General features: G+C 45.8%; 22 protein-coding genes. 17 read left to right on the top strand and 5 right to left on the bottom strand.

Annotation, left to right across the window (positions count from 1 at the left end):
• Positions 1 to 364: 364 nt before the first annotated feature.
• From C943_RS02340 to C943_RS02265, 15 genes are all read left to right on the top strand, one after another.
• Positions 365 to 1,186, top strand: a complete 822-nt coding sequence (locus C943_RS02340) for a hypothetical protein (RefSeq protein ID WP_211208854.1) — start codon at positions 365 to 367, stop codon at positions 1,184 to 1,186.
• Positions 1,187 to 1,326: 140 nt separating this feature from the next.
• Positions 1,327 to 2,112 (top strand): Fic family protein, encoded by a 786-nt coding sequence (locus tag C943_RS02335; RefSeq protein WP_008623788.1) that lies wholly within the window; start codon positions 1,327 to 1,329, stop codon positions 2,110 to 2,112.
• 129 nt (positions 2,113 to 2,241) lie between these two features.
• On the top strand, positions 2,242 to 2,838 hold the full coding sequence (locus C943_RS02330; protein ID WP_008623787.1) for a porin family protein: 597 nt from the start codon (positions 2,242 to 2,244) through the stop codon (positions 2,836 to 2,838).
• A 345-nt stretch (positions 2,839 to 3,183) separates the two neighbouring features.
• Entirely contained in the window at positions 3,184 to 3,630 is a 447-nt protein-coding gene (gene tnpA, locus C943_RS02325) for an IS200/IS605 family transposase (protein WP_040478698.1), read from the top strand.
• A gap of 471 nt (positions 3,631 to 4,101) precedes the next feature.
• A complete protein-coding gene (locus C943_RS02315) occupies positions 4,102 to 4,467 on the top strand; it encodes a globin domain-containing protein (RefSeq protein ID WP_008623781.1) in 366 nt (121 codons plus the stop codon).
• Between the two features lie 4 nt (positions 4,468 to 4,471).
• On the top strand, positions 4,472 to 5,242 hold the full coding sequence (locus tag C943_RS02310) for a lysophospholipid acyltransferase family protein (RefSeq protein WP_008623780.1): 771 nt from the start codon (positions 4,472 to 4,474) through the stop codon (positions 5,240 to 5,242).
• On the top strand, positions 5,232 to 5,519 hold the full coding sequence (gene gatC / locus C943_RS02305; RefSeq protein ID WP_008623779.1) for an Asp-tRNA(Asn)/Glu-tRNA(Gln) amidotransferase subunit GatC: 288 nt from the start codon (positions 5,232 to 5,234) through the stop codon (positions 5,517 to 5,519). The genes C943_RS02310 and gatC overlap by 11 nt, the downstream gene beginning before the upstream one ends.
• 38 nt (positions 5,520 to 5,557) lie before the next feature.
• On the top strand, positions 5,558 to 8,329 hold the full coding sequence (locus C943_RS02300; protein ID WP_245545498.1) for a hypothetical protein: 2,772 nt from the start codon (positions 5,558 to 5,560) through the stop codon (positions 8,327 to 8,329).
• Positions 8,330 to 8,395: 66 nt separating this feature from the next.
• On the top strand, positions 8,396 to 9,118 hold the full coding sequence (locus tag C943_RS02295) for an ABC transporter ATP-binding protein (protein WP_008623777.1): 723 nt from the start codon (positions 8,396 to 8,398) through the stop codon (positions 9,116 to 9,118).
• A 76-nt stretch (positions 9,119 to 9,194) separates the two neighbouring features.
• Positions 9,195 to 9,743: a cob(I)yrinic acid a,c-diamide adenosyltransferase gene (locus C943_RS02290; RefSeq protein WP_008623776.1), complete on the top strand. Its 549-nt coding sequence runs from the start codon at positions 9,195 to 9,197 to the stop codon at positions 9,741 to 9,743.
• Positions 9,744 to 9,747: 4 nt separating this feature from the next.
• On the top strand, positions 9,748 to 10,815 hold the full coding sequence (locus tag C943_RS02285; RefSeq protein ID WP_008623775.1) for a branched-chain amino acid aminotransferase: 1,068 nt from the start codon (positions 9,748 to 9,750) through the stop codon (positions 10,813 to 10,815).
• A gap of 80 nt (positions 10,816 to 10,895) precedes the next feature.
• Positions 10,896 to 11,423: a hypothetical protein gene (locus tag C943_RS02280; protein ID WP_081610438.1), complete on the top strand. Its 528-nt coding sequence runs from the start codon at positions 10,896 to 10,898 to the stop codon at positions 11,421 to 11,423.
• A 62-nt stretch (positions 11,424 to 11,485) separates the two neighbouring features.
• A protein-coding gene (gene prfB, locus C943_RS02275; RefSeq protein WP_157198396.1) for a peptide chain release factor 2 occupies positions 11,486 to 12,587 on the top strand; the annotation gives its coding sequence in 2 pieces (ribosomal slippage) (positions 11,486 to 11,545 and positions 11,547 to 12,587; 1,101 coding nt in all).
• A gap of 37 nt (positions 12,588 to 12,624) precedes the next feature.
• A complete protein-coding gene (locus tag C943_RS02270; protein WP_008623770.1) occupies positions 12,625 to 13,806 on the top strand; it encodes an MFS transporter in 1,182 nt (393 codons plus the stop codon).
• Positions 13,807 to 14,011: 205 nt separating this feature from the next.
• Positions 14,012 to 14,710, top strand: a complete 699-nt coding sequence (locus C943_RS02265) for a lysoplasmalogenase family protein (RefSeq protein ID WP_008623769.1) — start codon at positions 14,012 to 14,014, stop codon at positions 14,708 to 14,710.
• A gap of 25 nt (positions 14,711 to 14,735) precedes the next feature.
• Here C943_RS02265 and C943_RS02260 read toward each other — a convergent pair whose 3' ends face one another.
• The 5 genes from C943_RS02260 to C943_RS02240 all read right to left on the bottom strand — a co-directional run bounded on the left by C943_RS02260 (position 14,736) and on the right by C943_RS02240 (position 20,026).
• On the bottom strand, positions 14,736 to 16,094 hold the full coding sequence (locus C943_RS02260) for a M24 family metallopeptidase (RefSeq protein WP_008623768.1): 1,359 nt from the start codon (positions 16,092 to 16,094) through the stop codon (positions 14,736 to 14,738).
• A 57-nt stretch (positions 16,095 to 16,151) separates the two neighbouring features.
• Complete coding sequence (locus tag C943_RS02255; RefSeq protein WP_008623767.1) at positions 16,152 to 17,522, bottom strand: MATE family efflux transporter; 1,371 nt, start codon at positions 17,520 to 17,522, stop codon at positions 16,152 to 16,154.
• A 13-nt stretch (positions 17,523 to 17,535) separates the two neighbouring features.
• Complete coding sequence (locus tag C943_RS02250; RefSeq protein WP_040478754.1) at positions 17,536 to 18,075, bottom strand: NUDIX domain-containing protein; 540 nt, start codon at positions 18,073 to 18,075, stop codon at positions 17,536 to 17,538.
• A gap of 64 nt (positions 18,076 to 18,139) precedes the next feature.
• Positions 18,140 to 18,622, bottom strand: coding sequence for an Lrp/AsnC family transcriptional regulator (locus tag C943_RS02245; RefSeq protein WP_008623765.1), 483 nt, complete (start codon positions 18,620 to 18,622; stop codon positions 18,140 to 18,142).
• Positions 18,623 to 18,832: 210 nt separating this feature from the next.
• The gene (locus C943_RS02240) at positions 18,833 to 20,026 is read right to left on the bottom strand and encodes a tetratricopeptide repeat protein (protein ID WP_008623764.1); all 1,194 of its coding nucleotides are present in this window, start codon (positions 20,024 to 20,026) and stop codon (positions 18,833 to 18,835) included.
• 76 nt (positions 20,027 to 20,102) lie between these two features.
• Here C943_RS02240 and C943_RS02235 point away from each other — a divergent pair, with 76 nt between their 5' ends.
• Positions 20,103 to 20,747 (top strand): hypothetical protein, encoded by a 645-nt coding sequence (locus tag C943_RS02235; protein ID WP_008623763.1) that lies wholly within the window; start codon positions 20,103 to 20,105, stop codon positions 20,745 to 20,747.
• A 53-nt stretch (positions 20,748 to 20,800) separates the two neighbouring features.
• Entirely contained in the window at positions 20,801 to 22,828 is a 2,028-nt protein-coding gene (locus tag C943_RS02230) for a M3 family metallopeptidase (RefSeq protein WP_008623761.1), read from the top strand.
• The last annotated feature ends 25 nt before the right edge of the window (positions 22,829 to 22,853 follow it).

Raw genomic sequence — 22,853 nt, 5'->3', positions numbered from 1 at the left:
TTGTGTCAACTTATTTCAGGACTTGACCGCCATAAGAAATTGGCTTGAGACCAAATCGGAATTCGAGTGTTTTGAATCTAATACCGCGAAAATTTGAAAAAATGGATAAATCCATTCAGTGCTCCCGTCCATAAGCCACGGTTTAAACCGTGGGCTATGCAGGACGATAAAACCCGATTCCCAAAACCACTTCAATGGTTTTCAATAACGCCCACTGCAATTCCAAGTCCAAAACCTCCAATTCAAACGCAATTCGATTTTTTGATTATCTTCAAGCTATCGAGAACCAGTTATTTCCCCATCCATTGAGCATATGTCAATACAGTCCAAAGCCGAATTCATCAAATGCAATCACCTATTCGAAATGGGCTTTCGTATTGGATGGGTGGATGAAGGAGGGCGTGGGGGTAGTGGAAGGGGGTGGAAAATGAAAATTGGCAAGTGTAAGCTTTGCAATCAGGAGAGGGAATTGTTGAACAAATCACATGTAATTCCCAATTCTTTTTTTAGGGCAGTAATGGATGAGAATAACTCCCTAATTCAAACTTCGAACTTGGAGCTTAGATCTGGAATAGAGAAACCAAAAAAAATCTTTACTGGAGAGTTCGACAAAGGAATACTATGTAGTGAATGTGATAATAATGTATTGGGTGGCTTAGACAAATATGGCCACAAGGTCTTCTATGCTGGATTTGCTTCAAAAAAATCGTCGCCAGAGATTAGAAATGTTCACAACCCACAAGGCTCGGTGTATACGATAATTAAAAATGTTGACTATAGAAAATTCAAGTTGTTCCTACTTAGTATCCTGTGGAGGGCTAGTATTTCATCTCGCCCTTTTTTTAAGGAGGTTTCCCTTGGACCTTATGAGGAGATTCTGAGAAAAATGCTTTTTGAACAAAATCCTGGAAAAAATAACGAGTTTCCGATTTTAATTTACATGCCTCATGATAAGGAGTTAAACTTAAAAAGTATAAATGGGCCACCAAGAAAATTTGAATTTCAAAACCAATCGGCCTACCTATTTACAATAAATGGTTTCTTTTTCATCTATGTCGTCAGTGTGGAAAAATTAGATCCAAGTATTTTGGAATTTACTGTAAATACGAAAAACGAATTTCGAATTTTCCATCTTCCAGAAGGAAAAAGTAGAGATTACATTTTGAGATTTCTAAATATCAAGTAAAATTTCCATATCCTTGACTTGGAAGGATTTATAATTCCGCAGTTCAATTTCGTGGAATTTATAGTTCGTTTTAAATAAGAAAAAGGAGATTAAGACAAGCCAACTCACCACTCCCCCACTCCTTTTCAAACACTACCCAAATGGATTTGAAGATCATAACCCCCGTTTTGTTGGATGCTTATCTTGGGGAGCTGCCAAGTGGAATGCGCCAGGCTTTCGAAAGCTTGGAGGATGCGGCATTGTCGACCCCGAATTTCAGCTTTTATATATCGGTGGCATCGGTCTTCAGCAGCAAAATCGAGGGAGAGGCCATTGAGTTGGACAGCTATATCAAGCATAAAAGGGAGGGCATAGCTTTTCAGCCCGATTACACCAAGAAAATAGACGACTTGTATGGTGCATACCTATTTGCCCAAGACAATCCCTTGAATGAAAAAAACGTCAAGGAAGCGCACCGTTTATTGGGCAGGCATCTCCTAGCATCCGCTTGGCAGGGAAAATACCGCAAACAAAACAGGTATGTTGCCACGGATGATGGACGCATCGAATATGTCGCCGCACCGCCTCAACAGGTGGAAAGCGAAATGAGCCGTTTTTTTGAGGACATTGCTTTGCTGTTGGACAAGCCTATGGAAATCGAGGAAGTGTTTTATTACGCGTCCATGATCCACTTGGTGTTTGTCAAAATCCATCCCTGGAATGATGGCAATGGCCGCTGTGCCCGCTTGATCGAAAAATGGTTTTTGGCAGAGAAGTTGGGGCAAAAAGCATGGTATTTGCAAATTGAAAAGATGTACTACCTGCACCACCAAACCTATTATAACAACATCAGGGCATTGGGTTTGGAATATCCCGATTTGAAATATGAAAAAGCCCTGCCATTTTTACTTATGCTACCCAACTGTTTGAATGCTCCTGTGCGGTGATTATTCGGGGAAAAAATTGAAAAAAAAATCTGCACTTTGAATCAGGACCCAAAGTTACGAATCAAGAACATCCATTTTTTTTTCAACCGAAACCAATTACTTTAGGCGTACAGCTAAAATATATCTGAGATGATAAAGAGATTTTCGATTGCTATTTTCCTTTGCATCATCCTAATCGCAGCAGCAGAGGCGCAATCCCCGCAATTTGGCCTGAGGTTTGGCCCGAGCTTCACTACGGTGGGTGGGGATAGTTTCGAACCCAATGCTTTTGTAGTGGGATACCATATTGGGGGATACTATCAAGTCCCGATGGAGGGAAAATTCACTTTCGAGCCGGGACTACAATGGTCTACCAAGGGCTCAGAAATCAGTTTTGTTGGCCTACCAGCCTCGGCAAGAAGTAGAAACAGCTATTTGGATATCCCTCTTTTGGTCAAATACAACGCTTCAAAGTCAGTCTTTCTACTGTTTGGCGCGCAACCCTCATTCTTGTTAAATTCCGTTCGAGTGATCCGGTCAAACGGCGACAAAATAGTCGATGAAAGGGAAGTCCTCAGGGATTCTTACAATACTTTCGATCTAGCAGGTATTGTCGGGTTAGGGGTGAATATGGGGTTGGGATTCAATGTACAGCTCACCTATGAACATGGTCTCACGAATATCACGTCGGATAGCAGTACCGAATTCAATAGAGGATTTAAGCTTTCGATTGGGAAGAGTTTCTGAGTGTTTTTTGGCATCAAGGAGCGTGGAATTGGGTGTGTGGACTGGGTTGGTGCCATCCCATTGAATTTCACGTTCCCCCATCCCAATAATTTTCAAAACCACCGGGGGCCACGCCACCGCGGACAGGTATAGAAAAGTTGGACCACTCCGTCATCATTGATCGAAACAAGGCGGTAAAGGTAAGAATGACCCTAAAAGGGTCGAACCTCTCAATAGCCACCTGCCGCCGCCCGTGGAACGCATCACACCGTTCCGATCCCAACGACCCCAAAGGGGTCGAACTATTTGATACATTCTAAAAAAAGACTAAATTCCATGCTGTCAGTCATCCGAATACAATAAGCTGTGAGCACCTACTCCCAATTAATCTACCACATCGTTTTTGCCACGAAGAACCGGGAACCCACTATTGTCCTTTCTGAGAAAAAAAGACTTTTGGCTTTTATTCACCATCTGCTCACCAACAAAAACTGCCATCTCTATCGGATCAATTGCATGCAGGACCATATCCATATTCTAACCCATGTCAATACTACCATTTCAATTGCAGCCTTGGTCAAGGACATCAAGCTGGCTAGCAGCGATTTCATCATGAGAGAGGCGGTTTTTCCAAGTTTCAAAGGCTGGCAAGACGGATACGGCGCCTTTTCAGAATCAATCAAATCAAAAGACCGATTGATCCAATACATCAAAAATCAGGAAGATCATCACCAAAAGGTCACCTTTTTGGATGAATACACGGCTTTGTTGGAAGAACATGAAATTGGGTTTGACCCGAAGTATTTGCTGTAAAGACTGATTTCGGAAATCGTTCAACCCCGTTGGGGTTGTTTCCATACCGCGAACGTTCCCCAATCCCCCGGTGCAACCGGGGGCTATTGAAAGGTTAGACCACTTCGTGGTCATTTGTTGCTAAGAAACTCAGATCAAAAACCCGACCCTGAAAGGCTTGCCTGCATGAGCAGTGTCAAACTATTCAATTTGAGGACATACAGCTCCACAATTTCCGAACCCCAAAAATGACCCTGAAAGGGTCAAACCTCTCAATAGCCATGGGTGAAACCCATGGGAAAAACGGACCGGATTCGATTCCCCACGACCCCAACGGGGTCGAACAAATCAAAAAACAACACAAACACCCTATTTGATCTCTCCTGATACCTCGGACTCCAACAATAACGCTCGTCCATAGAACAGGATATTTTCAATAGCCTTTTGATTTTTTGGGATTCTGCTTTCCTTTGCAGCCACCGATAATTTGCGATGGAAGTCAATATCTATGAAGCTTTGGGAGAAGAAAAGGTGCGGGATTTGGTCCGGCATTTTTACCAACATGTCGGGCTGAAGCCCGAACTGCGGAAGCTCTATCCGGAAGACCTTGCTCCTGCAGAAGAAAGGCTGTTTTGGTTCCTGAGCCATGTATTCGGAGGACCGCATACGTACCTGGAGCAAAGAGGCCATCCCATGCTGCGCCGCAGGCATTTCCAATGGCCCATCGACGGGAATATGCGCAACATCTGGCTGGACTGCATGCTGAACAGCATCGACCAAATCGACATGGACACCGAAATCCGTGAAGCATTGATAGCCTATTTTGTCAAAGTCGCCAACCATATGGTCAACCAATAAGCCTATGCTGATCCTGAGAAGAATCTACACCATCTATGCAGGCTTGTTGTTTGTGGTTTCATTTTTGGCCATGTTCCCCTTGTTATTGGTCTGTATTTGGGTGCCTGGTTGGGAACGGTTTGGGCGCCAAATCAACCAATTCTGGGCCACCGCCTATTTCTTCCTGATCTTCAAGCCCGTTCGTATCGAAGGGAAATCCCATATCCGCAAAGGCCAAGCCTATGTATTTGCCGCCAACCATTTTTCCTATATCGACATTCCGATGATGGGTTTTATCCCCGGAGATGTGGTCTTTGTCGGCAAAAGCTCCATCATGAAAGTGCCGCTGTTTGGATACTATTTCAAAAAACTCCATATCGCCGTCAACCGCTCGAGCGTCAAGAGCCGAGGCGAAGTACTCATCCGTGCCAAAAGGGCCATCGACAAGGGCAGCAGCATTGTGATTTTTCCCGAGGGAGGAATTACAACCGGCAAACCTCCCCACATGAACCGGTTCAAGGACGGCGCTTTCACGCTGGCCATCGACAAACAAATCCCCCTGATTCCTGTCACCTTATCCTACAATCATTTAATTTTACCCGATGATGGCAGGCTACTCCTCAACTTCAAAGCTGGAAAAATCGTCATCCATGAGCCTTTAGAAACCACGGGAATGACGCACAAAGACTTGCCCGAACTGAGGGAAAAGTGCTACGAAATCATACAAAACCAGATTTGGTCTGACAACCACCTGCTGGAAACTGACAAAACTCCTGTCAAATCCCATGAAAATTGACTTAGATACCATCAAGAAGATCTCGCATTTGGCCAGGCTGGAATTCGATGCCGAAAGTGCCGATAAAATGAAAAAAGACATGACCCAAATCCTGGATTGGGTGGAACAACTCAACGAGGTCGACACTACCGGCGTCGAGCCGTTGACCACCATGTCTTCCGAGGTCAATGTGATGCGGGAGGACGTGACGGGTGAGCATCTTTCCCATGAGGCTGGACTCAAAAATGCCCCACAGCGGGATGCTGACTATTTCAGGGTTCCAAAGGTGCTCGAATAATGCCAAATCAGTCTTCGACTACCCGGGATTTTATTTGGATGAAAGGTCTTCTGCTTACCTTGGTAATCATCGGGGGCCTATGCTTTTTGTGGTCCGTGTTCTATTGGGGGGACAACATTATGCCAATTGTCCCGGGAATTTTCAAGGAGGCCATCAGCGTTCCCATCAAACTATCATCACTCGGTGGTGAGTTGTTTGCAGTGGACATGGACAATTTCCTCGTCTTTCAGCAATTTGAATCCCTGAGTCCATCCAGATTTCCGCTCGTTGGAAAAGTCTACGGAGCGATCGCATGGCTGATTTTTGTCATTGGCCTGAGTTTGATCAGTACCTTGAAGCGGAATTATTTCATTGCTGCAGCCGGAGCAACGATGCTTTTGTTTGCTTTCAGCGGGGTCAATGGACTCAATATCGGGGCCATCTCCAGCAATTATGCCCTGATCGGCCTGTTGGCCGGTACGCTGCTACCGACCGTAGCACTCGCCTTCTATGCAGTTCAATGGGGAATCTGGAGTCGGTTTGGCCTGCTTTTGGTCACTACGGCAATCACACTTTTTACTTTGATCAGCCTTTCCCCGATTAGTGATCCCGTGCTTTGGTTGGCGGAAAACGCTTCCTTCATAGCAGCCATCAGCGGTGGGCTTTTTCTCCTGCATATCGGATACGTGTTTGTGGCGGGAACCAGCGTGTTCCTTATCCGCTTGAACAAAGGAACCGGCATCAAAATTTCCTGGCATATCCTTTTGGTAGCTTTTCTTTATTTCCTCTGGGTATTGTTCACGCTCCTGAGCCAAATGGGTAGCATCAACCTCCCCTTCCCGACCGTAATGCCCGGTTTGTTGATGTTGTTTTGTGGGGTGATTGGGCATTGGGTGATCAAGTTGAAAATCGAGCAAAGCCCGCAAGCCTATGGCCACCCTGCGATTGGGGAAGCCTTCTATTGGACCGGGTTTGCGATGGTACTTTGGACCTGGGCTTATGCCCAATTCAACGGCAACCAGCCCTTGTACGAATTCTTGACCCATATTTTCCTGTATTCCCAGATCGTGTTGAGCGTGCTGTTCTCACTTTACCTGTTTGCGAATTTCTCCGATGTACTCAATTCGGGAAAGGACGTAGACAAGGTCCTATTCAAGCCTAAGTTCTTCGCCTATTTCCACATGCGGATTGGTGCAATCATGGGCCTGGTGGTGATGGTCATTTTTGCGGAAGCCGTCATCGGCGTGCAGCTTTCCGCTGCCAACACGAACATTGCCGCTGATTATTACTATCAAGTGGAAAAACCCTTGGAAGCGGCGATCCTTTACGAAAACTCCTGGGAACTCTATCGCAAAAACGACAAGGCAAAAAACGCCGCCGCGCACCTTCGCTTTGGGTTGAATCAATCCTCCCTGGGCATGGAAAACCTGACACAAAGCTTTGATTTTGTGCCTAATGTCCCGAACATTCTGTTCTTGGCGTCCAAGCTCTTCCAACAAGAAAAACTTCCCGCCGCAATGTTCTACCTGCAGGAAGGACTGAAGTTTTTTCCAAACAATCCCTATCTCATCAACAACCTCGCCTTGCTTCAATCCCGCGCCGGCAAAGCCGATGATGCGATCAGCCTGTTGGAAAACATGGAGTCCCGCAATGTCACCGCAGAAGCAAACCTGCTGGCGCTGCGGGCAAAGCATGGCAAGCTGGACCAAATCATTGAAAGGCCTTCCAAGGACTTGGTGACACAGGTAAATTACCTTGCCACACAGAATCTACAGGGAAACCTCAGTGAAACCAACCTTAACACGGAGTCACTTCCCGACAACCAAATATTGAAAAATTCACTCCTCAGAAACCAATGGTCCAACCATGCTTCCCGTGCATTGGAACCAGATTTGGCTTTGATGGATAGTCTGATCGCGCAGCCGCAAATGAGCTTCGAGGAATTGGAATACCGCGAGACAAGGGTGATTCGCAGCCTTGCTGACAACCATATCAACGAATCCCTGAAATACCTTAACGGGATTTCGCAGCAGTTTCCGCAGTCAGCAGGATACTATCACGGCATCGCCGGAAATGTGCTGATTTCACAGCTCGATTTTGAGAAGGCAGCGGTGGATTTGGAAATCGCTTTCCAAAAAGGATATCAGACGTTTCAGCCGCAACATTTGGCGGTGATGTATTTCGCAGGTAAAGCACCACTTGCTTTGGCAATCAAGGAGAAGCTTGGAATCCCTTTTCCCGAATGGATGCAATGGAATGAGTCCGGGCAATTGCTAGCAAACGACAAGGTGCGCTATTTTGAAATATTGTCAATGCTTCACCGTCAAATGCCGGAGGATTTCCTGGTAGGCTTTGACCTGATCGAAAACCCCACCCTGAAGGCGGAATTCGCCTATTTGATCCTGCTGCACAAAATGCATTGGCTGAGTGAAGCTGACTTTGGAAAGGTAAAGAACTTCATCATGACCGCCCCGAATTCCACCTGGACGGAAAGCGATCTTGATGCATGGTATGCTTTCGTCAAGGATGAAAATGCCGAAAGCCCGGGTGAGAAAATTGCCAAGCTATTTCGCCCGGATTTGGGTTTGGAAAGAAATGCCTATTGGACGCCTTTGGTCATGAAGAAAATCAGCCAAGAGCCCGATGAACTGCGGAAATATGAAATCCTGCAGGATGCCATCCAATTCAACAAAGACCCGAAGCTTTGGATCATGTTTGTGAAGCAAAGCAGGAAAATCGGCATGGACAACTACGGCAGCAGTGTCTTGGTGGAAATGCAGGGGTGGCTGACAATTTCACAAATTGAAAGGCTTCAGATGGAAAACTTATGATAACTTTTTCCGTAATTTGGAAATATTGTTTTTGAGGACCAACTATTTAACAACCGTTTATTTCGAATGAAAAAGATTATCGAAACCATCAACATCAGCAAAACCTACCGAATGGGTGAAGAGCTGGTTCAAGCCTTGAAATCCATATCCATCATCGTCAACAAAGGTGAATACGTGGCTTTCATGGGTCCTTCGGGGTCCGGCAAATCCACCCTGATGAATATCATTGGCTGCCTTGACTCACCCACGACGGGCACCTATATCCTGAACGGCAAGGACGTCAGTGACATGACCGAAAACGAATTGGCTGAGGTCCGCAACAAAGAAATCGGCTTCGTTTTCCAGACCTTCAACCTGTTGCCCCGTGCAAGTTGCCTGGACAATGTAGCCCTACCGCTCATTTATGCGGGATACAACAAATCCGACCGTACCGAAATGGCTTTTCAGGCGTTGAAAAACGTGGGACTTGCAGACCGCGTTGGCCACAAACCCAACGAACTTTCGGGTGGTCAAAGGCAAAGGGTCGCCATAGCGCGGGCCTTGGTCAACAATCCCAGCATCATACTGGCGGATGAACCTACCGGAAACTTGGATTCCAAGACTTCACACGGCATCATGGAGCTTTTCCACGAGCTGCACCAAAAAGGAAATACCATCATCATGGTAACCCACGAAGACGACATCGCGCACTATGCACACCGCGTGGTACGCCTTCGGGACGGGCTTGTCGAATCCGATACACTTAACCCCAATCCGACCCGCGGCAAGGCCTTGGTTCCGGTGGAATAATCCATGCAGGAATTTTGGCTCCTATGTGTTATTTTTACCGACCCCGTTGAAAAGGATCCAAGGGGATCATTTTCTTATGAAAATTTATACCAAAACCGGCGATACCGGAAAAACCTCGCTTTTGGGAGGAAGACGTGTTTCCAAATCTGACAGACGAATCGATGCCTACGGGACGGTCGATGAGCTGAACAGCTACATTGGCTTGCTGCGCGACCAAGAAATCAACAAACCAAGGGAGGCCGTATTAAAGGAAGTTCAGGACCGTCTGTTCACGATTGGGGCGACTTTGGCTACAGAGCCCGGCAAGGAGAATGTGAGGCGGCCCGACCTCCACGAAGAGGATTTGGAATTGCTCGAAAAAGAAATCGACACCATGGAATCCCAACTTCCGGCTTTGAGACATTTTATTCTTCCCGGAGGCCATCAAATTGTGTCCTTTTGCCACATCGCGCGTACCGTTTGCAGACGAACCGAGCGCTGTGTCATCGATCTGATGGAAACGGAACACGTGGACGAGATTATTGTGAAATATTTAAACAGGCTTTCTGATTACCTTTTTGTGCTTGGTCGTCTCATCGCCCAAGATTTGGGAGTCGAAGAAGTGACTTGGAAGCCAAGACTATAATACCATGAAAACAACCTTACAGATCGAGGTCAAAAAGACCGACCATTCCAGAATCCACGAAACCGATTTTGACAATTTGGTTTTTGGCAAAGTCATCAGTGACCACATGTTTGTGGCCGATTATGTGAATGGCGAGTGGACCGATCTCCGCATTGAGCCCTACGCACCGCTCTCCCTGAATCCTGCGAACGCTACCCTCCATTATGGCCAATCCATTTTTGAGGGAATGAAAGCATACAAAAACGACAACGGCGAAATCCTACTGTTCAGGGCTGACGCCAACCAAAAACGTCTCAACGAATCTGCTGCACGCATGTGCATACCCGAGCTTCCCGAGGAGATATTTATGGAAGGCCTGCTGCAATTGTTGGATTTAGATCGGAATTGGATTCCAAATAAGCCTGGGTACTCGCTCTACATTCGTCCTTTCATCTTTGCAACCGATGACTACATCGGCGTGAAGCCATCTGAGAAATACAAATTCATGATCTTCACCTGCCCCGTGGGACACTACTATTCCAAGCCGGTGGCAGTGAAAGTCGAACAACATTATACCCGCGCAGTTGAAGGAGGTACAGGTGCTGCAAAAGCGGCCGGAAACTACGCTGCGTCCCTCTATCCAGCCCTTTTGGCACAGAGACAAGGTTACGAGCAATTGCTGTGGACAGATGGCAAAACCCACCAATTCATCGAGGAAAGCGGTACCATGAACGTGATGTTTATCATCAACAATACCCTCATTACAGCGCCTACGCACACCGGAACAATCCTGAAAGGAATCACACGAGATTCTGTGCTGAAGATTGCGCGGGATTGGGGAATGCAGGTTGAAGAACGATTCCTCAGCGTGGAAGAATTGGAAAAAGCGATCCAGCAAAATACCCTGCAAGAAGCTTTCGGGACCGGAACCGCCGCCACGATCGCCCAGATTTACAAGATCAACATCTACGGTACGGACTATGGGTTGCCTTCGAAGCCAGCCGATTCATTTTCGTACCGGGTTTTGGAAACGCTTGACAATATCAAATACGGACGGGAGGAAGATTCGCGGGGTTGGATCATAAAAGTCTAGAAAATCTACATGGCCATCCGCTTTTGGGTGGCCTTTTCTTTTTTATATTCACCCATCTTCCCAATAAAAATCCCAGAATCATGGCGCTTGCTGTTCGGCCTTTGCTCCTGTTGTTGGTTTCGTTTTGCCTTTTCTGCCTGCGGACGTTTGCGCAAGAAGAATCGAAAAGATTCCTGTTGTTGCAGCATGGTGCCAAGGAAAAGTCAAGGCTGACTTTTGAAATTGGGGAAGAGATCAGCTACAAGTCCACAAAGTTTGACTTTCTCATCACTGACGTAATTGTGGACATCCAGCCCGATTTGGTGGTATTGAAGGAAAATGTACTGCGTCCTGCCGACATCACAGCCATTGACATCAGGAATAAAGATCCAAGGAACGCCACCGTCAGGAACATGGCCTACCTGGGGATGGGTGCCGGGGCAATTTTGCTGCTCACAACCACAATCAACAGTCTATACCAGCAGGGTGACCTTTCCCAAGCGAGCGATCTCTTGCCGCTTTCCGGCGGACTGATCGTGGGAGGATTTGTCATTTCCAAAATGCAATACAAAACATTCAAGCACAAGGGTAAAAACAAAATCCAAGCGGTGATTCTCTATGGGAATTGATTCGGAATAGGTTTAGAAACAAATTTTGCCGACTTTTGCACCTCAAAAAAATCAATCATTTTATGACATCAGAACAGTTGAAAGACTTGAAAGCCCGCGTTTCGGCTTTGAGGAGGTATCTTTGACTACGATAAGAAGAAAGCTGAAATAGACGATTTGGAGGCGGTTTCTTCGCAGCCGGATTTCTGGAACGATGCTGCTGAAGCGGAGAAAATCATGAAACAGATCCAAGTCCGAAAAGGCTGGACTACTGCATACGAATCCGTGGACAAGGCCATCCAAGACTTGGACGTGCTGTTTGAGTTCTATTCCGCCGAGGAAGTGACCGAAGAGGAAATCAAGGCCGAATACAAAAAGGCGCTTAAAGAAGTGGAGGAACTCGAGCTTAAAAAAATGCTCAGTAGTGAGGAAGACCAACTCAGCGCCGTGATGGAAATCAACCCCGGTGCCGGTGGCACGGAAAGCAACGATTGGGCTTCGATGCTCATGAGAATGTACATCATGTGGGGTGAGAAAAACGGCTACAAAGTTAAGGAAGTCGATTTCCAAGAAGGTGAAGTTGCTGGTATCAAGTCTGTGACCTTGGAATTCGAAGGTCCATTGGCCTACGGTTTCTTGAAATCCGAAATCGGCGTGCATCGTTTGGTACGTGTTTCCCCGTTTGACAGCAATGGCAGAAGACATACGTCATTCGCATCAGTATATGTGTATCCTGAGGTGGACGACACCATAGAAATCAACATCAATCCTGCGGACATCGATTTCCATACTTCCCGTTCGGGTGGTGCTGGAGGCCAAAATGTGAACAAAGTCGAGACCAAGGTGCAGCTGACCCACAAGCCCACCGGCATCGTTGTCGTTTGCCAGGTAGAACGTTCCCAATTGGCCAATCGGGAAAAAGCCATGCAGATGTTGAAATCGAGGCTTTATCAAATGGAAATGGAAAAACGAAATGCAGAACGGGCCAAGATCGAATCGTCGAAAATGAAAATCGACTTCGGTTCGCAAATCCGCAACTATGTGCTCCATCCCTACAAACTTGTCAAGGATGCCCGAACCGGCTACGAGACTTCAGATGTGCAAAGCGTGCTGGACGGAGAATTGAACGACTTCATTAAGGCATACCTACTGGCACAGAGTGAGGAAGAAGCCAACCAAAATTGACAGGTCTACCAGATTGAATTAAAGGAAGAACTCAAACATGCGCATCCTGCCCAGCTTTTTCACTTTGGACTTTGCGCTGCTCTGTTTGAGTTCTTTTCTTTTTTTCGCCAGTTTCAATATGATTATCCCCGAGCTTCCCGCCTATCTGTCGTCGTTGGGAGGAGAAGAGTACAAAGGGCTGATCATTGCGCTTTTTACGGTATCAGCAGGGTTATCGCGACCATTCAGTGGCAAATTGGCCGACAAAATCGGGCGGATTCCCGTGATGGTCTTCGGTGCTTTGGTTTCCTTTTTTTCCAGTCTATTGTATCCCGTACTCGCGACGGTATCTGGATTCTTGTTCTTGAGGTTTTTGCATGGGTTTAGTACCGGTTTCACACCGACAGGGACATCCGCCTATGTAGCAGACATAGTTCCATTTCAAAGGCGAGGTGAGGCCATGGGCATCCAATCGCTGTTTGGTTCTTTGGGAATGGCCGCAGGTCCAGCCTTGGGTGGCTATATCGGTTCGATCTGGGGAATCCAGCCTTTGTTCTATGCTTCGGCAGCAACTTCCATACTTTCAATATTGATTTTGGTAAGGCTGAAGGAAACCGTTACGGACAAGAAACCGTTCCAGCCCGGCTTGCTCCGTCTCAATCGCCACGAAATCATCGAAAAACGGGTATTGACTCCCTCGTTGATTTTATTCCTCGCCGTGTTTTCTTTTGGGATCGTGTTGACGATCACGCCGGATTTTTCGGAGCATTTGGGCATTGCCAACAAAGGATTGTTTTTCGCCGTCTTTACGCTCTCCTCCCTCGGCATCCGCATCATAGCAGGACGAACTTCAGACAAATACGGCAGGATTCCGGTAATGAAAGTAGCTACTTTTTCAATGGTTGTTTCCATGCTGATGATTGGGTTTGCAGATTCGAAGCTGACATTCTTACTGGGTGGGGTGATTTTTGGTGCTGCTGTTGGGATGAACTCGCCGACTATCTCAGCTTGGACGATAGACCTATCTTTGGACAGGTTTCGGGGGAGGGCCTTGGCGACGATGTATATTGCACTGGAATCGGGAATCGGCATCGGCGCGTTCCTTTCAGCCATCGTGCATTCCAACAAGGCCGAGAACTTCCCTTTGGCTTTTGGAGTTGGGGCAGTGACAGCGGGTTTGGCCTTTTTTCTTTTGTTCCTGATTCCAAAAGGCAAAAAATGCCTATTCTTCGATTTATGACCGATTTTTTTGATAGCACATGGTAAAATCATCATAACCCCCCTTAGCGAGTAAGGATAAAATCGAATAAAAAATTAAAATATACATTACATAAAAGTATATTTCATTTTTTTTGAATTCTTCACTTCAACAAATTTGAAAAGAATCGTAATTTCAGCCGATGAAGCTTGGAAACAATATGATTCTGTGGAGTAAAAAGTTTTCAATGATTTATTTCGCCTCTGTCTTCGTGACAGTGGTATTCATTCTTTTAGATAAAAATCCGGCCTTTATTTTTTTCAACCTTACGACGCTGCCGATTTTGATTTTTGGACTGGCACAAAACTTCAGGAAAAACCAGGACATGCTGATGCCGCTGGCGCTTGTGGCTACCACTTTTTCTTTTTTTGGGGATTTCCTGATGCTGATGGACGTGGAAAGAAGTCTTTTCAAGACCTTGGGGATTTGCACTTTCGTAGCAGCACAGACCAGTTATGGGTTACTCTACATTCATTCGATGCGGATGGGCAATCGTTTAGCTCCGATTTCACTTAGTCAAAGGTTACCAGAAATTATCATCGGAATTGTCTTGATTGGCTATACCTATCATATCCTAAGGCAAACAAATGAATTGTTCACACCAAGTCTGATATATGCCATTTTCGCCGATACGGTTTTTTTGTTGGCGCTTTCGAGAAGATTCTATGTGAGCAAGAAAAGCTTCATATCGGTTTTTTCAGGGGCATTCCTGTTCATCATGAGCGCATCACTTACGGCAATCGACTTCTATTCGACCAATTTACTGCTTTATGCCTCCACTATTGTGCTGTATTCAATGGCCCATTTTCTTGTTACCAACGGCATATTGATCCAAATCCAGGACAACGTGGCAAAAAACTCCTACCAGACTTCGATCTTCCGGTAGGGGTTTTGCCAATTTTCGACTTTTTTCAATCCTGGTTTTTCAAAAAGGATGTTTTTCTTGGTATCGTCATCATTTCCCGCTGTCTTCCATTGAAATAGGTTACTTTCTCTCCATCAAAAAAGGCCCCTTCTTCCAGCATAACGCGAAGTTCCTTGTTCCATTCTTTTACAAAAACCACCGCATTCAACTCGATCGCATAGGCAGTGTTTGGGTAGAGGGGATAATCGCCCGCACCGGGAGTATCGCCCTGATTATCCCACATGCCGATGGTAGGTCCGGAAGCATGTCCGTGTGTACCAAGCGGATGTGAGTAAATGCTGCCCTTGATGCCTTCTGCATCCATAATTTTGCGTGCCTCCCTCAATATTTGATTTCCGGTCCTTCCAGTAACAAATTGGGAAGTGAGTATATCCTGCAACCTGTTGCCGACTTTGAACGCATCGTGAAGGTACTGTGGGACCTCGTCCTCACCGGGTCTCAAGACGTAGGCAAGCTGCTGTGTATCTGTATTCAAACGGAGATAAGTGATCCCAAAATCAATATGAAGCACATCTCCAGGCATGATGACCTCAGTTGCTGCCTTGACTGCAAACGACCTCAAATGCTCTTGGGAACTTGGATCGGCCCTTTGGATATCCACCGAAGGATGAAACCAAGTGTCCAATTTAAGTTCTTTGATACGCTCGCGATACCACCAAACCACATCTTCCGTGGTGGTTACTCCTGGGGTGATTACAGCTTCAGACAGCCCCTCGGAAATGATATCTTGTGCAATTTCTTGCAAATGACGATAAGTGGCCATTTCAAAGGGTGTGCGGGTTTCGAGCCATCCTACAGCCAGATTCTGTGCTGATACGACTTTTTGATGGTAATCCTTCGGCAAATACGCCAAAAGGTTGTTGTACTCCGTGAGGTTCAACCCATCGGCATGACCAAAGTCCTTGGCAAAATTCAAACCGATCTTCTGAGGCTTACGAGCCGTGATCAGCTCAGCCAATTGCTTCCACTGGTCGGGTTGGGAATCAGGGTCCCAAGCCCGCTTAAATGATTTGCCTACATCGTAACGGGCGACCGCCAAAGTCTCAACGGTATTGGAATTTGGGGCTTTGTACAACAAAAGCATGGTCCGGCGGCGTGCCGCATGCCATGTGGCGGGGAGAAAAGTCTTGATAACAGGATCCTCATTGTACTCGCGGGAAATGATGACCCACATGTCTATACTAGCCCTGTCCATTAGCCCAGGCAACAGCGTCGTAATCCGCTCATCCAACCAGCGATCTATGACCGATGCCTGTTCTCTCTGGGTTAGGATATGGGGATGTTGGGCAAAGGCATGCCCAAACAGCATGAACAATGCAGCAAAAATCAAGAGTTTGAATTTCATAACGTTTTGTCTAGATGCTTCAAAATAGGCAATCCGACACAAAAACAAAAAGTGATTTTACGCCAAAGATAAATTATCGGCCTGACGGCGAACGAGCAGCTTCCGGCTTAGCACATGAAACCTCCACAGCAGCATGGCACCTGTGATGCTGAGACCCGTAAGCAAGCCAATCCAAATGCCAATTTCCCCCATCCCAAAAGAAAATGCCAAAACATATCCTCCGGGCAATCCGATCACCCAATAGGCCACTAAAGTCACTATCGTGGGGATTTTCACATCTGCCATGCCACGCAGTGCCCCCAAGCCAACTACCTGAATCCCGTCAGACAGTTGGAAAAATCCTGCAATGACAAGCAAAACGGCGGACATCTGAATTACCTGGGCATCGTCGATATACAGTGAGGGCAGAAATTCCCTGAAGACGATGAAGATAAAGGCGGAAACGGACATGAACATAGCCACCATGATGAACACGGTAAAACCGGCTTCGCGAAGCGTGCGGATATCATTCCTTCCGAGTTGATTTCCAACACGAATCGTAGCGGATGCTGCCAAGCCAGTAGCCATCATGTAGCTGATTGAGGCCAAATTGAGTGCGATCTGATGTGCTGCCAAGGCCGTCACCCCTATCCATCCCATCATGATCGCTGCCGAACTGAAAGCGCCGACTTCAAAGATGAACTGAAAGCCTGAAGGCACGCCGATTTTCAACATCTTGCTGACCATCGGGAAACTCAACTTCTTTGGGAAAAAGGAAAGCGAAAACTGTTTGTACCGGTTTGATTTTCGGACATAATACCACATCATCAATCCCATCAGGACCCGGGAAATCAAAGTCGCCCAGCCGGCTCCGTTCAATCCCAATGCCGGGAAGCCCAAGTTTCCGTAAATCATCACCCAATTCAGGAAGACATTTGCGGCGTTCGCAACAATTGTGATGTACATCGCTTGCCTTGTCTGGGACAGGCCTTCTACAAACTGCTTTAAGGTCTGAAAGAACATAAATGGCAATAGCGAAAACGTAATGATTGCCAAGTAGGGAATGGCCAACTCGACAACATCTCCCGGTTGGTTTAGATGGTACAAGAGTGGCGAAGCCAGCAAAATGATCAGAAAAAGCATGAAACCTGTGACCATATTGATGGTGAAACCATGGGCAAAAAGCCTCGAAATCCGTTTGGGATTCTTCTTTCCGTCGGCCATTGCTACCAGCGGAGTCATTGCCATAGAAACGCCAATTCCAAACATCATGACAACATAAAAAATACTGTTGCCCAAGGAAGCAGCGGCCAAAGGTTCGGCCCCAAGTCTTCCGACCATCATGCTGTCAGCCACACCTACCAACACCTGCCCCAGCTGACTCATCATCACCGGAAAGGCCAAGGTAATCGTCTGCGAAAAATTATCCTTAAATGCCTGTATGGTCATTTTCAATCCAATTTTAAATCCCTAACATTCGACCGACTTTTAGTAGTCCGGCCATTGATATAGAATCGGTGATCTCGCCCTCCATCACCATTCGAACTGCTTCGGTTAGCTTGATTCTCATCACTTGCAGCTGTTCAGTTTCATCAAACTCGGTTTCTCCATGTGTGAGTTCTTCCGCCAAAAACACGAATCCTTCTTCGTCCGTCACAGAATTGGAGGTATGGATTCGCATTATTTGCGTCCATTTTTTTGCTGTCAATCCGGTTTCTTCCTTCAGTTCCCTTTTTGCAGAATCCAGGATATCCATGCTAAGCGGCCCACCGCCCATGGGAATCTCCCAAGCATATTCGTCCAAAGTATAGCGATACTGTCCAACAAGCCAAGTGTAGCCCTCGGTATCCAGAGGAATAATCCCCAGCGCTTTGTTCTTGAAATGAACCTTTCCATAAATCCCGTCCCGACCTGAAGGGTTGACAACCTGGTGTTCCTCCAAGGTTATCCAGGGATTTTCATAGATTTTCTTTTTCGATTTGGTCTTCCAAGGGTTTTTCATCTGATTCATTAAAAAGAAAAAAGGGTGACTTTGGGCCACCCTTCAAGTTTCAATTTTGTTTCGCTTAGGCAGGGATTGGCAATACTTTGCTGTCCTTAAAAGTAGAAAGAATCACCATGGATTGCATGGAATCGACTTCCTTAATTTCACTGACCTTCTCCAACATCAGCTTTTGGTAGGCTGTAATATCTTTAGCGATGATCTTGAGAATAAAATCCCCGGTACCTGTTATGTGGTGGCACTCAATCACCTCTTCGATCTGATTAATTTCCTTCATAAAGGCATCAATATTTCCCTTGTTGTGGCCAATCAAGCTCACCAACACAAAAGTACTTACACCAAGACCGATTTTCTCTGGATCCAACTTGGCATGGTAGCTTTTGATGATGCCCGACTGCTCCAATTTTTTAACCCTTTCCAAGGTCGGTGCTGGGGAGAGTCCGATATCTTTTGACAATTGGGCGTTAGTTATTTTGGCATTAGCCTGAAGAATCTCCAGGATTTTGCGATCAATTTTGTCAAATTTCACTCTGATGCTATTATCCATGATTATAGAAATTTCAAAATATTATGTGGCGCAAAATTAATATAATTTAAATTTATTTTAAAGTAAATACCTTCAAAAAACGGCAATCCAAACCAAATATTGTTACATGAATGTCCATTTTTCTAAATTTTTACAATCGTTTTTTCTCAAGTAAGGATAATTATTCAAATTATCTCCTGAAAATATGATCAATGGTACGGATAAATGTGATTAAAGTTTATTCTTTTTGATGTAATCACGAGCTTCTTTATGAGCGGGATGATTTCGCTTCGCGTACTTCTTCACTTTGTTGAAATACTCCTTTGCTTGGGCTTTGTTTTTATCCTCGTTTGCCATCTTGCCTAAGGCGATCAAAGAATAAAGATAGTATCCGCTTTCTTGGGTTTCTGACTCCTCACCATAGGACAAAGTCTTCAGATAAAACTTCTTCGCGGAGGTCCGTTCCCCTGCACGTTCGTAGTATTGTGCAATATAGAAAGACGCATAACGCCCGCTATTTGCCTCATATCCCGTCCAGCCTTCATCTATCCGCTTGAGAATTTCCTCGGACTCTTCTTTGGCCTCCATGATTCTGCCAACGGTGTACAGATGCCGGGCATAGGAACGGTGGAAGTATGGATTGTTGGGGAATTTGCCGTGAAGGTAGTCCGTGATCGCCAAGGCTTTATAGGGTTGCTTTTCTTCCGAAGCATACAGTCTAAAGAGAAAATACTGCGCCTCTATACGGGCATAGAAGGCGTTTTGGGCTACATCTTCCAATTGTTTGAGGCCAAGTTGTTTGTTTCCTTTTGGAAAAAGCGCAACCACAGGCTTCAAGATCGGATAGTTTTCCGGTATCCAAACCGAGAAATAATTGAACAAGGCATCACCCAGGAGCAATTCGGGATTCAGCTCGTCCTCGCCTTTGCTGAGGTTGAGGTATTTCAGTGCGTTTTTGCCCGCAAAGGTTGCCCTCGTCCAACTTTTCCTTTCACTGTACAGTCTTCCCTGAAATCCATAAGCCCCTGCCAGAAAAAAGGACGCCTCTTTGTTTCCGGGATCTGAATCAAGCAGCGCCTCAGCTTTGTCAATCACAACATCCATCTGGTCGATGAACAAATCGTCATAGCGCTGGTTCTCGACGTCCGGGGCTATTTTCCACCATGTACTCAAACCGAGCAGAAAATAAGGAAGTGGATGCTCTGGATACTGGTATTGCATTACTTTGAAGCCACGCTCAGCGGTCTCAAAGTCAAAATTGTAAAGGGCATTGACGTTTTCGGTGATCCTGAACTGTAAGCCTTTGTCCAGCAGGAGGTAAGGTGATTTATCGGGCCCGATCTTGTCCAACGGCTGCTGCTGACCGTAGATAAACGGCGACACGAACACCATCAAAATCAATAACACCCGGGATGTAAAATGCATACTTGTTTCAATTTTGCACCAAAATTAGAGCCAAATCCAAACATTCGTTTAGATTTGGCCTTAAATATTCTATATTATGTCAGAAACGACACCTACACTTCATGAACGGATTCAAGGCTTTTTGGATTTCGACAAAAGAATATTTTTTGTCGTTCTTTCCTTGTTGTTCATATTGGTCAGGTATGTTACAAACGACTTGATTCTGGAAGCCGTTCCGGGAAATGAAAAAATCGAAGAGGAAGGCGGCTTTATGATCTTTCACGTTTTCAATTCGCTGGGCTATATATGGACGCCGTTTTCGATCCTCTGGCGGGTGACCATGACCGCTCTGTTGATTTGGATGGGTTCGTTTGCCTTTGGTTACAAGGCTCCCTTTGTGGCGATCTGGAAGTTTGCATTGGTCGCCGATATCATTTTTTTATTGCCTGAGCTCATCAAAATGTTGTTTTTCATTGTGGTCACAGAAGATGTGGGTTACCAAGAAATACGTGATTTCTTCCCCCTTTCCGCCTACTCGCTCATTGACCCATCATCCGTGGCAGAGAAATATCATTACCCACTCAAGACCATCAATCTCTTTGAGCTTCTGTATATCGGCGCAATGGTGCTGGGCTACCATACGGTGAGTAAAAAAAGCCTGGATATTTCTACCAAGGTCGTGCTGGTAAGCTACGGTCTAGGATTGGCACTTTGGCTTGCTTTTTATATCCTTGTGTACTAAAAGCCGTTACGAAACTTCCAATTCTGAGTAATTACCAATCAAAATCAAGTCAGATGAATCCATTGTTAGCACCCTTTGATACCCCATTTGAGACAGCTCCCTTTGACCTGATTAAGGAAGAACATTATTTGCCGGCAGTGCCGCAGGCAATCCAAATGGCCAAAAAAGAGATTTCCCAAATAAAGGAAGAACCACTTCCCGATTTCGAAAATACCATCGTGGCACTCGAACGTTCGGGGCAAAAGCTCAACACGATCTCAGCGATTTTTTTCAACATCAACAGTGCTGAAACGAATGACCGCATTCAAGCTTTGGCTAGGGAAATATCGCCTCTTCTTACTGCCCACAGCAACGATATCTTGCTGGATGAAGCGCTGTTTCAAAGAATCCAACAAGTATACGAACAACGGGAGGCTTTGACATTGACCGAGGAAATGAAAACCTTATTGGACAAAACCTACAAGGCTTTTGTGAGAAATGGTGCCAGGCTCAATCCGGAACAAAAAGGCAGGCTGAGACAAATCGACCAGGAACTATCCCAATTGGGATTGAAATTTGGGGAAAATGTACTCGCAGAAACCAACCGATACGATTTGGTATTGGAAAAGGAAGCCGACCTTGCCGGTCTTCCCCAAGCAATCATCGAAGCCGCTGCGCAGGCAGCTGAAGAAAAAGGTAAAAAAGGAAAATGGATATTCACCTTGGCGTTTCCAAGCTATATCCCGTTTATGACCTATGCCGAAAACCGAAGCCTTAGGAAAGAACTTTTTGTAGCCTATAATACCAAATGCTGCAAAGGTGACGCGCTGGATAACCAACAACATATAAAAAACATGCTGAGCTTGAAGCATGAAAGGGCGCAACTGTTGGGTTACAAAAACTATGCGGAATTTATACTGGAAGAGCGCATGGCCAAAAGCCCAAAGCAGGTTAAAGAGTTCCTTTTGGACCTGTTGGCAAAGGCAAAACCAAAAGCCGAACTGGAAGTCGACGAGCTTGCCCAATTCGCAAAAAAATCAGACGGTTTGGAAAAGCTGGAAAAGTGGGACTTTGCATTTTATTCAGAAAAACTCAAGAAGGAAAGATATGCCATAGATGATGAATTGTTAAGGCCTTACTTCAAGTTAGAGAACGTCATCGAAGGCGTATTCGAAACTGCCCATAAACTCTTCAAAATATCATTCGAAGAGAATACCAGCATCCCAAAATACCACCCGGAAGTGACAGCCTATGAAGTAAAGGACCGAGACGGGAAACATTTGGCGGTATTCTATGCGGACTTTTTCCCCCGTCCTGGAAAGAGGAATGGAGCTTGGATGACAAGTTACCGTGGCCAAAAGATCCTCAACGGAACAAACCAAAGACCACATGTATCGATTGTCTGCAACTTCACCAAACCCACCAAAACGAAACCCTCGCTACTGACATTCAATGAAGTAAAAACATTGTTCCATGAGTTTGGACATGCCCTTCACGGCATGTTGGCCAATGGAACGTATGAGTCTTTATCTGGAACAAGTGTGTATTGGGATTTTGTGGAACTCCCCTCTCAGATATTTGAAAATTGGTGCTACGAAAAGGAATGTTTGGATCTATTTGCAAAGCATTATGAAACAGGGGAATCAATTCCAGAGAGTTTAATAGAAAAAATAAAGAAAGCAGCAAACTTCCAACAAGGTTATCAGACGGTAAGGCAGATTAGTTTCGGACTGTTGGATATGGCTTACCATGGCACCTCTCCAAACGAAATCGGGGACATCGCAGCTTTCGAGGCCGAAAGGATGAAGGAGACACAGCTGCTGCCCGAGGTAACGGGAACACTCATGAGCACTTCGTTCTCGCATATTTTCCAAGGTGGATATGCGGCAGGGTATTATAGCTACAAGTGGGCCGAAGTCTTGGATGCAGATGCTTTTGCGTTTTTCGAGGAAAAGGGCGTTTTCAATTCAGAAGTGGCCGATTCATTTCAGCGGAATATTCTGGCCGCGGGAGGAAGCGAGCATCCCTCGATACTCTACAGGCGGTTCAGGGGTCGTGACCCTAAACCCGAAGCACTGCTCAAACGCGCAGGATTGGTATAAAAAAAGGGCCATCGAGGCCCTTTTT

It is taken from the genome of Mariniradius saccharolyticus AK6 (assembly GCF_000330725.2).
GTDB lineage: Bacteria > Bacteroidota > Bacteroidia > Cytophagales > Cyclobacteriaceae > Mariniradius > Mariniradius saccharolyticus.
Note: the sequence above shows the minus strand (reverse complement) of the source record. Positions and strands in the feature narration are given on the sequence as shown.